The following is a 13250-nucleotide window of genomic DNA, read 5'->3' as shown; positions in this document are numbered from 1 at the left end:
TTCATCATGCCGATTCGGCATGGGGTAGTCGTTTACGGCATTAGACGATGACGGTCACCGTGGGAATAGTTGCGCCTTTTTCGCCTGCTCAGAGCTCGGATGCTCGCCTGCGGCCACTCACGAGACAGTCCTGACGGCGACCGCGGCGTCGCGCTTGCTGGCAAGCGCAATGATGAACGTGTGGTTGGGGGATGTCCCGGCATCGACAACAAGGTAATGACATGAAGAAGGCAAAACTGAGCCTCGCCTGGCAGATCCTCATCGGCCTGGTACTCGGCATCGCCATTGGCGCCGTTCTGAACCATTTCAGCACCGAGAAAGCCTGGTGGATCAGCAATGTGCTGCAGCCAGCGGGCGACATCTTTATCCGCCTGATCAAGATGATCGTTATCCCGATTGTGATCTCATCCCTGGTCGTCGGTATCGCAGGCGTTGGCGACGCCAAGAAGCTCGGCCGTATCGGTCTGAAGACCATTCTCTATTTTGAAATCGTCACCACGATTGCCATTGTCGTCGGTCTGCTGCTGGCCAACGTCTTCCATCCCGGCACTGGCATCGACATGAGCACCCTGGGCACGGTGGACATCTCGCAGTACCAGAAGACCACCGCTGAAGTGCAGCATGACCATGCCTTCGTTGCGACGATCCTCAACCTCATTCCGTCGAACATTTTCGCGGCGGTTGCCCGTGGCGACATGCTGCCGATCATCTTCTTCTCGGTGTTCTTCGGGCTGGGTCTGTCGAGCCTGAATGCCGAAGTGCGTGATCCGCTGGTGAAGGTCTTCCAGGGCGTTTCGGAGACCATGTTCAAGGTCACCCACATGATCATGAACTACGCGCCAATCGGCGTATTCGCACTGATCGCCGTGACCGTCGCCAACTTTGGCTTCGCCTCGCTGCTGCCGTTGGCCAAGCTGGTGATTCTGGTGTACGTCGCCATCGCCTTCTTTGCCTTCGTGGTGCTGGGCCTGATTGCGCGCCTGTTCGGCTTCTCGGTGCTCAAGCTGATGCGCATCTTCAAAGACGAACTGGTGCTGGCCTACTCCACCGCCAGCTCCGAAACCGTGCTGCCGCGCGTGATCGAGAAGATGGAGGCGTACGGCGCGCCCAAAGCCATCAGCAGCTTCGTGGTGCCCACCGGCTACTCGTTCAACCTCGACGGTTCGACGCTGTATCAAAGCATCGCAGCGCTGTTCATCGCGCAGCTGTACGGCATTGATCTGTCGATCGGCCAGCAGTTGATGCTCGTCCTGACCCTGATGGTGACCTCCAAAGGCATCGCCGGTGTGCCGGGCGTATCGTTTGTGGTGCTCCTGGCAACCCTGGGTAGCGTGGGCATTCCGCTGGAAGGCCTGGCGTTCATTGCCGGCGTCGACCGCATCATGGACATGGCGCGCACAGCGCTGAACGTGATCGGCAACGCACTGGCTGTGTTAGTGATCTCGCGCTGGGAAGGCATGTACGACGACGCCAAAGGCGAGCGCTACTGGAACTCCCTGCCGCACTGGCGTGGCAAGGACCCTCTGCCGGCGGGTCAATCGACGGTCGAGTAATCACTGTCTGGCGTGAATCATCAAACCCTGGCCCCGGCCGGGGTTTGTTGTTTCTGCCCCCGCCGTTATCATCGCCGCATCTTGCGAGGGGATTTGTATGCTGAACGGCCTATGGCTTGGGTTTTTCGTGGTCGCGGCGATATCTGCGCTGGCGCAATGGCTGGTCGGGGGCAATGCCGGCGTTTTTGCCGCCATGGTCGAGAGCATCTTCGCCATGGCCAAGTTGTCGGTGGAAGTCATGGTGCTGTTGTTCGGCACCCTGACCCTGTGGCTGGGCTTTCTCAACATCGCCGAAAAGGCCGGGATCGTCGACTGGCTGGGCAAGGTCCTGGCGCCGCTGTTTCATCGCCTGATGCCCGAAGTGCCGCGCGGCCACCCGGCGCTGGGCCTTATCACCCTCAACTTCGCCGCCAACGCGCTGGGTCTGGACAACGCCGCCACGCCCATCGGCCTCAAGGCCATGCGCTCGCTGCAAGAGCTCAATCCCAGCAAGACCATCGCCAGCAATGCGCAGATCCTCTTTCTGGTGCTCAACGCCTCTTCGCTGACGCTGCTGCCCGTGACCATCTTCATGTACCGCGCTCAGCAAGGCGCGGCTGACCCCACCATGGTGTTCTTGCCCATCCTGCTCGCCACCAGCGCCTCGACGCTGGTCGGCCTGCTGTCAGTGGCGTTCATGCAGCGCCTCAAGTTGTGGGACCCGGTGGTGCTCGCTTACCTGATTCCCGGCGCCTTGCTGCTGGGCGGGTTCATGGCGGTACTGGCCGGGTTGTCCGCTGCTGCGCTGTCGAGCCTGTCATCGGTACTGGGCAATGTGACGCTGTTCGGCATCATCATGCTGTTCCTGGTGGTTGGCGCGCTTCGCAAGGTGAAGGTGTACGAAACCTTCGTTGAGGGCGCGAAGGAAGGCTTCGACGTCGCCAAGAACCTGCTGCCCTATCTGGTCGCGATGCTCTGCGCCGTCGGCGTGCTGCGCGCATCGGGCGCCCTGGATTTGATTCTTGAGGGGATTCGTCACGGGATTCAATGGATGGGCATGGACACCCGATTCGTCGATGCGCTGCCAACTGCTCTGGTCAAGCCGTTCTCCGGCAGTGCGGCACGGGCGATGTTGATTGAGACCATGAAAACCCAAGGTGTCGATAGCTTCCCGGCCCTCGTCGCGGCGACCATTCAAGGCAGCACGGAAACCACGTTCTATGTGCTGGCGGTGTATTTCGGCGCGGTGGGCATCCAGCGCGCGCGACACGCAGTGGGCTGCGCGCTGCTGGCCGAATTCGCCGGTGTGGTCGCTGCGATTGCCGTCTGCTATTGGTTCTTCGGCTCGGCGGTGTAACGTCTCTCGCCCTGCTCGACGGTCCACTGCAACACTTGGGCGGCCAGGGTATCGCTGGCCTGGCCGAACGCCGAGACCACCGCCGACACCTGCTTGTCAGCCACCGGCTGATGCACTTCAAAGCGCCGACTCGCCACAATCCGCTGGCGATCGTCGACCAGCCGCGCATCAAGGCGGATCACCACTTCAATGGCGGTTCCCCGATACTCGCTCTGGAACGCCTGCAACTCCCCGCCCAATTCATAATCAGCCTGCAGATTGCTGTCGTCAGTGCTGATCGACTGCACTCGCCCATCGCGATAGAAAGCATCGGTCAGTCGGTTGCGCAACAGGACCGGCGCCGGATCACTCCAGCGCGCGCCCTTGTAGCTGCTGATCACATTGCCCTGGGGGATGACGGCGATGCGCGGGCTGTCCAGTGTCTCGCTGGACTTGGGCCGTACCACCCGCAAGGACCACGCCACGGGGGAGGTCCCTTTGCTGGCAGGCAATGCCGTTGGCAACCGGTAGACGTCGGAAGGCGCTTGCTCGGGGAGGATCGAGCAGGCGCCGAGCGACAACAGCGTTGCCGCCAACAACAGCCGAGTAATGGATTGACCGACACGCCTCATGGCTCGAACTCCTTATTCTTCTCGTTGCCCAGCAAGTAGCCGCTCGGGTTGGCATTCAGGCTGCGGGAAATGGTTTTCAACGAGCTGAGGGTTTCACGCAGCTCGCGAATCGCCGGGCCCAGTTCGCCCAAGCCTTGCAGGCCATCATTCACCGAATTCTGATTGTTCTTGAGCAGCGTATTGATGGTCTGGCTGCTCTGTTCGAGGGACTTCATCGCCTGCTGCGCACTGGCGATGGTTTGCCTGCCATCGCTGGTCAGCAGCTGGTTGGCGTTGCGCATCAGCGTAGAGGTTTGCTCCAGGGTCGCGCCGGCCTGCTTGCTCAGGAGCGTCATCTGCTTTAAGGCCTGACGAATGTCGTCGCGCTGATCGGAGATCGCTCCAGTGGTTTGCTCCAGATGCTGCAACGTGCGCGACAGCGTCTCCACGTTATTCGAAGAAAACATCGCGTTGGCGTTATGCAGCAATGTGTTGGTGCCGCTGAGCAAGTCGTCGCTGTCGTTCAACAGGCGGGAGATGGGCGACGGCGAGGCGATGATCACTGGCAGGTTGCCGCCCTCGCCTTTCAGCGCCTCGCTTTGCGGTGTGCCGCCGCTGAGCTGGATAAGCGATGTACCGGTGATGCCGGCCAGTGCCAGTTTTGCGTAGGTGTCACGCTTGATCGGGGTTTCCCCGGCAACACGGATCTGCGCCAGCACCCGGCGCGGGTCCTGGGGATCGAGGCGCAACTGCACAACGTCACCGACCTTGATACCGCTGTACTGCACCGGACTGCCCCGAGACAAACCGGTCACCGCCTCGTTGAAGACAACCTGATAGTCCTTGAAGGCCGAGTCGACGCTGGATTTCGCCAGCCACAGACCGAACAGCAGTGCGGCGGCGACCACGATGACCGTGAACAGACCGATCAGAACGTGATGGGCGCGGGTTTCCATCATGAGACCTCGTGTGGGTAAGTGGCCGCTGAATAGGCCGAGCGGCCGCGCGGGCCATGGAAGTATTCGTGAATCCACGGGTCTTTGGTCGCAGACACCCTGTCGATGCTGTCCGCGACCAGTACACGCTTCTGCGCCAGCACGGCGACGCGGTCGGTGATTGTATAAAGCGTGTCGAGGTCGTGGGTGACCATGAACACGCTCAGTCCCAAGGCGTCGCGCAGCGTCAGGATCAACTGGTCAAACGCGCCGGCGCCGATCGGATCGAGCCCGGCAGTGGGTTCGTCCAGAAACAGAATGTCCGGATCCAGCGCCAGTGCTCGCGCCAGCGCCGCGCGCTTGATCATGCCCCCGGAGAGCGACGCGGGGTATTTATGAGCCGCTGACAGCGGCAGTCCGGCCAGCGCCATTTTGATCCCGGCCAGATGCTCGGCTTCCTCCCGGCTCAGCCCGGCGTGTTCGATGAGCGGCAGCGCGACGTTCTCCGTAATGGTCAGCGAAGAGAACAGCGCGCCTTTCTGGAACAGGACACCGAAACGTCGTTCAACCTGTGAGCGCGCGTTGTCGGGCAGATTCAGCAAATCCTGACCCAGCACACGGACGCTTCCTGCGGCAGGCCTTTGCAGCCCGACAATGCTGCGCAGTAACACCGACTTGCCGGCGCCGGAGCCGCCCACCACGCCAAGGATCTCTCCGCGATACAGATCCAGATCGAGGTTCTCGTGCACCACTTGCGGGCCGAAGCGATTGCTCAGGCCGCGAACCTCAATCACCGTCTCGACGGGTTGTACGCAGCGGCGGGTCACCAGCCAATCTCCATGCAGAACATCGCGACCAAGGCGTCCAGCACGATGACCACGAAAATGGACTGCACCACGCTCGATGTCGTGTGAGCCCCGACCGATTCGGCGCTGCCCTCGACCTTGAAGCCTTCCAGGCACCCAATGGCGGCGATGAAGAACGCAAATATCGGCGCTTTGGCGATACCCACGAGAAAGTGCTGCACGCCGATGTCGGCCTGCATCAACGACAGAAACATCGCCGGCGAGATGCCTAGCGACAGCGCGCAGACCACGCCGCCACCGACAATGCCGCAGATCATCGCGAGGAAGGTCAGCATGGGCAGTGAGATCAGCAGCGCGAGCACGCGGGGCAGCACCAGCAGCTCTGTAGGACTCAGCCCCAGGGTTTGCAGCGCATCCAGCTCTTCGTTGGCTTTCATCGAGCCGATCTGCGCGGTGAAGGCGCTGGCCGTACGACCGGCGAGCAGGATGGCGGTCAGCAACACGGCGAATTCCCGCAGGAATGAGAAGCCGATCAGGTCAACGGTGAAAATCGTCGCGCCAAAAGCCTTTAGCACTGTGGCACCGAGAAAGGCCACCACGGCGCCAACCATGAACGTCAGCAGCGCCACAATGGGCGCTGCGTCCAGACCGATTTGCTCGATGTGGGCGATAACGGATGTGGTGCGCCAGCGCCGAGGGCGAAACAGCGTAGAAGCGAAGGTCTGCAGGATGAGCCCGATAAAGCCGAGCAGTTGCAGCGTGTCCTTCCAGATCACCTCCACCGCCGCGCCAATTCGCGCCAGCAGCTGCATGCCCACGGCCGCCTCTGGCTCTCGGACGGGCTGGCAGTAGTCAGCCAGTGCGCTCTGGATGGTCTGCATAAGCGCGCGGCTGGACTCCGGCAGATTGGGCGCTTGCACGGCCAGCAAACGCAGGCGCTGCACGCCGAGCAGCTCTACCAGCAACGACGCGCCAGCGGTGTCTAGCGCGCCGAGCTCATCCATGTCCACGAGGGTGGTTGGGCCGAATCCGGCGCTTAATGCGTCGGTCTGGCGCTTGAGTTCGCGGTAATGCGCGAGCGTCCAGTCTCCGGCGATCCGCAACTGAGCCGGATTGCTCGAAGTGTCCATCAACACGCGCCCTGGATCCTTGGGCGCGGAGGAAGCCTGCGTGGTCAGTGGGGTCATAGCGACGAGCTTAGTTGGTGTTGGCCGGGGCAGACGGGCTCTCGGCTGGCGCGCTGTCCGCGGGTTTTTTCGCGTCCGAGTCATCCGGAGCCGCAGCGTCGGTGCCTGGCTTCAGGCCTGCGGGCTTGATCTTGTTGCGAGTGACGGCCGGCTGGTCGCGCTCAGTGACGTCAAAGCGCAGCACACCGATCATCTGCCCGTCCTCAGTGAGCACCCTCACCTGCCATTTGCCGAGCACGTCCGGCGGGAAATTCTGCTTGTGCGTCCAGGCCCGATAACCTTCCTCACGGCCGCCCTTGATGTCTAGAGCAATACGCTCCACTTCCTCGCCGTTGTGGCGCCACACGTGATAAATCCGCTCGTTCAGGCCGCGCGGGGCGTTGATCGATGTGTAGGCGTAGAGACCGGCACTGCGCAGCTGGTTGACGCCGATTTCCTGAATACTCTCGCCGGGGGTCCGATTCTGGTTATCGAAGCGCGTGCTGATCGCCGCCTCGGTCAGCCAGAGCGTCGCCGGCGGTACCCAGAATCGTGCCATCCAGCCTACCCCTCCGATCGCCAGCGTCATCGCCACCAGGCCAACGCCGCGTTTCCAGCTGTTGATCGGATAACCCGACGCCAGGCTCGGGAACGACAGCAGCATCGCAATGCCCAGCGCCAGTTTGTAGCTCTCGGCGGTGGTCAGGTGAACGATGATCGGCAGCGCCGTGAGCAATGCGGCAAACAGCGTCAGGGTATGCAGCGCCATGAACGCCCAGCGGCGCGGGGCCAGCCATTTGTAGTACAGCGGGTCGATGATCGAAATCAGTCCTGCAGCCCCGAGCAGCCCCGTGAACGCCAGCTGTCCGCTGTACCACGTGGTCGTCACGAAAAAGAACGGCAGCACGAAAAACAGGCTTTCCTGGTGGATCATCTGGGTGGCGTAGCGCAACAGCGGCTGCGGTATCTCTCGCTTGAACATCTTCGCGAACAGGGCGACGGCGCTGTTTTCCACCATCAGCCAGATCCAGCTCACCAGCAGAATGACCGCAATCCATGTGGCCAGCTTCGCCTGTCGATCCACCAGAATGAAGCTGCCAATGCCTGAACAGAACCCGAAGAACGCAATCAGCCCGGGGTAGCGCTTGATGAACTCCAGCACGCGCTGGACCTGCGAGTGGTGAATGATTGCGTTAATGTCCGGCATCGTGGCGCGTCGCTCTTAGGTATGGGTCTGGATCTGGGTGAATAAAAATAACCAAAATTGGACGGCGCCCACCGCGACGAAATTTTTAACGCCACGCGCCTCGCTTATAAAGGCCGCTTCTTGTAAACCCGCCACCGCCAAAGAATCAGCAGCGCCACCAGCGCTGTCAGCAGGCATCCGACAGCGTACAGCTCATCGTAGCTGAGCAGTGGCTCTTCAACGCGAAGATACCCGGGTTGCGCCAGCAGTTGACGCATCGCCTGATTGGCCAGATCCAGGCTTACACCACGGGTCCGCCTGGCCGGGTCCTGGAAACGACCATCGTCGTAATCATTCAACGCACCCCAGTAGTAGTCGGCCAGCGCGCTATTGCCCTGAACCGCCCAGGCCTGCCTGGCAATGGATGCCTGCTGCAGCCGCGCAAAGGTCGCCGGGTCCATGCCTTCCTTGCGCAGCCGCTGGAGCATCGAACGCACGGCGGCGGTGGCCGAATCGACGTCTTCGCGGTTCAGGTCGGCGTTGAGGCTGAGAAAACCGGTGTCCCCGAACGCTTCGCGATCAGCCCATGGACCGTAGGAATAACCCTTGTCCAGACGCAGTTCGCTGTACAGCGCCCAGTCCAGATAAGCCTTCACCAGGTCCCAGGTTTCATCGTGCTGCTCGCCCATGTCCGGCTCGGGGAACAGCAGATGCAGCTTCGCGCCATCGCCCAACGCGCCGCGGATCAGCGTGCGCTCAGGATCGGCCTTTTCGGTCATCGAGCGGAGCGGCGGATGTTCGGTTGGATCGACCGCATTAAGCTGGCCGAAGGTGCGCTCCAGATAAGCCGGCAGCAACTTGTCGAGTTCGCCCACGATGATCAGCGTCATGTTGTTTGAGGCGTACCAGTTGTCGTGGATATGCTCGACTTGCTCCAGCGTGAGGTGATCAACCTCGGCCCGCTCCGGGCATTTGAGGCCGAGCTCCACGGCAAGCTGGCTGCTGGCGCCGTGGCCCAGATCGCGTTTGTCCAGCCAGCGTTGCAAATGCGAATAATGGCCACCGTCTTCACGGGCGACGATGCGCTTGGCAGTGTCCAGATTGGCCTGATTGATTTGCGTGTGGGTCAGCAGATTGAGCAGAAGATCGAGCACCTTGCGCTGGTTTTGCGCCGGCGCCTCGATGACAAAGGTGGTGTCGGTGTTGCTGGTGAACGCGTTCCACTCGCCGCCCAGTGCCTGCATCTGCTGCTCAAGGCCGCCCTCACCGCTGTTGTCGATCCCGCTGAAAAGCAGATGCTCAAGCAAGTGCGGCAACTCTTTGTCTTCGCATTTGAAGTCATCGAAGCCAATGCCCACAACGAGACGAATAGAGACGTGACCTTTGTCCGCAGGCTTTAGCAACAACTGCAAACCGTTGGGCAGCACGTAGCCCTCGACCTGAAACCGGTCAAGGGCCATGGAAGAAAGGGATGTCAGAACCAGACAAACGAACAGCAGGCAACGCATAAAAACGGGCTTCCTTGCGGGCCGGTATGTGTAACAGACTTCGCAGCGGCCCCTGCGTTCACCACGATTAATCCGCGTTGCCCTCGCTGGACAAGGCGCCTGTGTCAGTGGTTTCAAGGACCGCGTAGGCGCTGCTGCAGAACAGCGAATTCAAGCGTTTCATGTCGGAAATCAGCTCCAGGTGCAGGGAACTGGTCTCGATGCTCTGCACGATCTTGCGTTGCAGCCTGCTGACATGGGCGTGGGCCAGGCGCCGCTCCTGTGCCCTGAAACGACGTTTCTCGCGCAACAACTGGCGCGCGCTTTCCGGGTCGCCGCTGAGGAAGACCGACAGGCCAAGACGCAGATTTGCCATCAGTTGCTCGTGCAGCCCGGACAGTTCTTCCAGGCCGACATCGGAAAACGACCGGCGCTGCGACGTCTTCTGCTGCTGGACCTTGCGCAGCATGCGCTCGATCAGCCCGCTGGCCAGCTCCAGGTTGATCGCCAACTCGATAATCTCGGCCCAGCGGCGATTGTCCTGATCGCTGAGGTCATCGCGTGGCATCTGCGCCAGGTACAACTTGATGGCGTTGTAGAGCACCTCGACATCATCGTTGAGCCGACGCACTTCCTGAGTGACCGCCGTCTGGTTGCCACGCAGCACCTCTTGCATGGCATTGAGCATGCTGTCGATCAGATCGCCCATGCGCAGGGTTTCGCGCACGGCATTGGCCAGCGCCAGGCTCGGCGTGGCGAGTGCGGTCAGGTCCAGATGGCGAGGCTTGGTCTGACCGTTGATCTCGGCCTGCTGCGGCAGAATCGACGCGCACAGGCGCCCCATCGGTCCCACCGTCGGCAGCATGATCAGGCAACGCAGCGAGTTGTAAATCACGTGGAAGCTGATGACCAGGCTCGACGGGCTGACGTTCAGCGTGTCCATCCAGGCCACCAGCGGGGTCAACACCGGAGTGATCAGCAACAGGCCGATCAGCTTGTACAACAGGCTGCCCAGCGCCACTTGCCGGCCGGCCACGTTTTGCATGCTGGTGCTGAGAAATGCCAACAGGCCGCTGCCGATGTTGGCGCCGATCACCAGGCCGATTGCCACCGGCAGGCTGATGATCTCCGCGCCTGCAAGCGTCGCGGTCAGCAGCACCGCCGCAAGGCTTGAATACGAGATCAGCGCGAACATGGCCCCGACCAGTGCGTCCAGCAGAAGGTCGCCCGTCAGTGACGCGAAAAGCACTTTCACCCCGGCGGCCTGGGTAATCGGCGCGGCGGCAGTAACGATCAACTGCAAGGCGAGAATGATCAGGCCCAGCCCGATGCCGACACGGCCCAGTTGGCCCACACGGGTTTGTTTGCGCGACAGAAAGAAGACCACGCCCAGAAAAATGAGCAGTGGCGACAGCCACGACAGGTCGAATGTCAGGATTCGCGACATCACCGCAGTACCGACGTCGGCACCGAGCATAATGGCCAGCGCTGGCGTCAGGCCCATCAAGCCCTGGCCAACAAAGGACGTCACCAGCATCGCCGTGGCGTTACTGCTTTGCACCACGGCGGTGACCAAAATCCCCGCGACAAAGGCCAGCGGGCGTTTGGACATGTTCTGGCCAATGACCCGGCGCAGCTGCGAGCCATAGACGCGCAGAATGCCGGTCCGAACGATGTGTGTGCCCCAGATCAATAGCGCGACGGCGGAAAGCAAATCGAGCAGGGTCAGCATATGGAGAGCCCCCTGTAGGTTGCCCATCGGGCAAAGTTAAAAGGTCCAGCGTGTAGCGAGCGTAAGCGCTTGAGGTGCATCGACAGCGCGCTCAACTAAGCTTTAGTCGGCCTGTGGCCTTAATGCCAGCATGGCACAGCGGATTATCTCTTGAAACAAATCTGTCATAAATCAGGTGTTTGGACGCAGCACCTTCACGCCTTGCCAATAAAAAACGGGGCATTCACAGCCCCGTTGCTTTGACGTGTGTGCGGCGGACGTTATTGACCCGGCACGTCTTTGTGAAGTTTCACCGGGTCCTGCATCTTGCGCTTCTTCGCCATCGACGTGCGCATCTTGATGTTGATCGCTTCGACCGCCAGCGAGAACGCCATGGCGAAGTAGACGTAGCCCTTGGGCACATGCACATCGAACGACTCGGCAATCAGCACGGTACCCACGACGATCAGGAACGACAGCGCCAGCATCTTCAGCGATGGGTGCTTCTCGATGAAGTCGCTGATGACGCCCGCGCACAGCATCATGATCAATACCGCCACGATGATCGCCGCGACCATCACCGGTACATGGGAAACCATGCCGACAGCGGTGATGACCGAATCCAGCGAGAATACGATGTCGATGATTGCAATCTGAAGGATGGTGTACAGGAACATGCCGCCCTTGCCTTTCGGCTCGTCCAGCGACTCTTCCTCGCCTTCCATGCCGTGATAGATCTCCTGCGAGCTCTTCCACAACAGAAACAGACCACCGAAGAACAGGATCAGGTCGCGTCCGGAAATGCCCTGCCCCCATACCACGAACAGGTCGTCGGTGAGGCGCATGACCCAGGTGATCGACAGCAGCAGCAGAATCCGCGTCACCATCGCCAGCGCCAGACCGAAGATACGGGTGCGCGGCTGCATCGCTTTGGGCATGCGGCTGACCAGGATCGAGATCATGATGATGTTGTCGATGCCCAGCACGATTTCCAGGGCAGTCAGCGTGAAGAAAGCAACCCAGATCTCAGGGTTGGTCAGCCATTCCATTACGTATTCCTTTAAGCGTTCGTATTCCCGCTGGCGCGGCGGCGCCAGAGGGAGCGTTGAGTTGCGTTATAGACTGCTGAAGAACGGGAAAATCCCCATCAGCAGCGCAGCGATCAGAATGCACACGCACACCAGCACGGCCCATTTGAGGGTAAAGCGCTGGTGATCACCGAACTCGATGCCCGCCAGTGCCACCAGCAGATACGTCGACGGCACCAGCGGACTCAACAGGTGGACGGGCTGGCCGACGATCGAGGCACGTGCCATTTCCACCGGGCTGATGCCGTAATGCGAAGCAGCTTCGGCGAGGACCGGCAGCACGCCGTAGTAGAACGCATCATTGGACATGAAGAAGGTGAACGGCATGCTGACAACGGCAGTGATCACGGCCAGGTAAGGGCCCATCGCGTCCGGGATCACTGCCAGCAGGCTCTTCGACATCGCGTCGACCATTCCGGTGCCGGACAGGATACCGGTAAAGATCCCCGCAGCAAAAATCAGTCCGACCACCGCCAGCACGCTGCCGGCGTGGGCCGCTACACGATCTTTCTGCGCTTGCAGGCACGGGTAGTTGACGATCATGGCGATACTGAATGCGATCATGAACAGCACCGGCAGTGGCAGCAGCCCCATGATCAGCGCCACCATCAGCACCAGCGTCAGAGCAGCGTTGAACCAGATCAGCTTGGGACGACGCGCTTCGGGAAACTGCGAAACGCTGATGTCGCTGTGGTCGACTTCGTCACCGGGCAGGTGCAGTTCACCCAGGCGCGCACGCTCGCGTTTGCCGTAGAAGTAGGCGATCACCAGGATTGCCACGACGCCCGCCAGCATTGCCGGAATCATTGGCACGAAGATGTCGGATGGATCGACATGCAGGGCGCTCGCCGCACGCGCGGTCGGGCCGCCCCATGGCGTCATGTTCATCACGCCGCCGGCCAGAATGATCAAGCCGGCCATGATGCGCGGGCTCATGCCCAGACGGCTGTACAGCGGCAACATGGCGGCCACGCAGATCATGTACGTCGTGGCGCCGTCACCGTCCAGCGAGACAACCAGCGCCAGCACCGCCGTACCGACCGACACTTTTACCGGGTCGCCCTTCACCAGCTTGAGGATCTTGCGCACGGCCGGGTCGAACAGCCCGGAGTCGATCATCAGTGCGAAATAAAGGATGGCGAACATCAGCATCACGCCCGTTGGCGCAAGCTTGGTGATGCCCGCAAGCATCATTGGGCCGATTTCCGAGGCGAAGCCTCCGAACAGGGCAAATACGATAGGAACGATGATCAAGGCAATCAGCGCTGACAGGCGCTTGCTCATGATCAGGTACATGAAGGCGACGACCATGGCGAAGCCGAGGAAGGTCAACATAGCAATACTCCAGCGTTACGCGGCGGGGAACAGACGAGACGAATCGATCAGCTCAAA

General features: G+C 61.0%; 11 protein-coding genes. 2 read left to right on the top strand and 9 right to left on the bottom strand.

What is annotated here, in order from left to right; all coding sequences use genetic code 11:
* Window positions 1-221: 221 nt before the first annotated feature.
* On the top strand, window positions 222-1553 hold the full coding sequence (gene gltP, locus BBI10_RS08310; RefSeq protein WP_065987919.1) for a glutamate/aspartate:proton symporter GltP: 1332 nt from the start codon (window positions 222-224) through the stop codon (window positions 1551-1553).
* Window positions 1554-1650: 97 nt separating this feature from the next.
* Window positions 1651-2889, top strand: coding sequence for a nucleoside recognition domain-containing protein (locus BBI10_RS08305; protein ID WP_065987917.1), 1239 nt, complete (start codon window positions 1651-1653; stop codon window positions 2887-2889).
* Here the strand turns inward: BBI10_RS08305 and BBI10_RS08300 are convergent.
* From BBI10_RS08300 to BBI10_RS08260, 9 genes are all read right to left on the bottom strand, one after another.
* Window positions 2862-3500, bottom strand: coding sequence for an ABC-type transport auxiliary lipoprotein family protein (locus BBI10_RS08300; RefSeq protein ID WP_065987915.1), 639 nt, complete (start codon window positions 3498-3500; stop codon window positions 2862-2864). The genes BBI10_RS08305 and BBI10_RS08300 overlap by 28 nt on opposite strands.
* Window positions 3497-4435: an MlaD family protein gene (locus tag BBI10_RS08295; protein WP_065987913.1), complete on the bottom strand. Its 939-nt coding sequence runs from the start codon at window positions 4433-4435 to the stop codon at window positions 3497-3499. Before BBI10_RS08295 ends, BBI10_RS08300 begins: the two co-directional genes overlap by 4 nt.
* Window positions 4435-5241, bottom strand: a complete 807-nt coding sequence (locus BBI10_RS08290) for an ABC transporter ATP-binding protein (RefSeq protein ID WP_065987911.1) — start codon at window positions 5239-5241, stop codon at window positions 4435-4437. The genes BBI10_RS08295 and BBI10_RS08290 overlap by 1 nt, the downstream gene beginning before the upstream one ends.
* Window positions 5238-6407, bottom strand: a complete 1170-nt coding sequence (locus tag BBI10_RS08285) for an ABC transporter permease (RefSeq protein ID WP_410929779.1) — start codon at window positions 6405-6407, stop codon at window positions 5238-5240. Before BBI10_RS08285 ends, BBI10_RS08290 begins: the two co-directional genes overlap by 4 nt.
* Before the next feature lie 10 nt (window positions 6408-6417).
* Window positions 6418-7593 carry a DUF5924 family protein gene (locus tag BBI10_RS08280; RefSeq protein ID WP_065987909.1) on the bottom strand — a complete coding sequence of 392 codons (1176 nt, stop codon included), beginning with the start codon at window positions 7591-7593 and terminating at the stop codon, window positions 6418-6420.
* Between the two features lie 104 nt (window positions 7594-7697).
* The gene (locus BBI10_RS08275; protein ID WP_065987907.1) at window positions 7698-9080 is read right to left on the bottom strand and encodes a M16 family metallopeptidase; all 1383 of its coding nucleotides are present in this window, start codon (window positions 9078-9080) and stop codon (window positions 7698-7700) included.
* Between the two features lie 67 nt (window positions 9081-9147).
* Window positions 9148-10791 carry a Na/Pi cotransporter family protein gene (locus BBI10_RS08270; protein ID WP_065987902.1) on the bottom strand — a complete coding sequence of 548 codons (1644 nt, stop codon included), beginning with the start codon at window positions 10789-10791 and terminating at the stop codon, window positions 9148-9150.
* 260 nt (window positions 10792-11051) lie between these two features.
* Entirely contained in the window at window positions 11052-11819 is a 768-nt protein-coding gene (locus tag BBI10_RS08265) for a TerC family protein (protein ID WP_065987900.1), read from the bottom strand.
* Window positions 11820-11885: 66 nt separating this feature from the next.
* Window positions 11886-13193 carry a CitMHS family transporter gene (locus tag BBI10_RS08260; protein ID WP_065987898.1) on the bottom strand — a complete coding sequence of 436 codons (1308 nt, stop codon included), beginning with the start codon at window positions 13191-13193 and terminating at the stop codon, window positions 11886-11888.
* Window positions 13194-13250 lie beyond the last annotated feature (57 nt).

It is taken from the genome of Pseudomonas graminis (assembly GCF_001705435.1).
GTDB classification, from domain to species: Bacteria; Pseudomonadota; Gammaproteobacteria; order Pseudomonadales; family Pseudomonadaceae; genus Aquipseudomonas; species Aquipseudomonas graminis_B.
The sequence above is the reverse complement of the archived record's forward strand: the minus strand, read 5'-3'. Positions and strand labels throughout refer to the sequence as shown.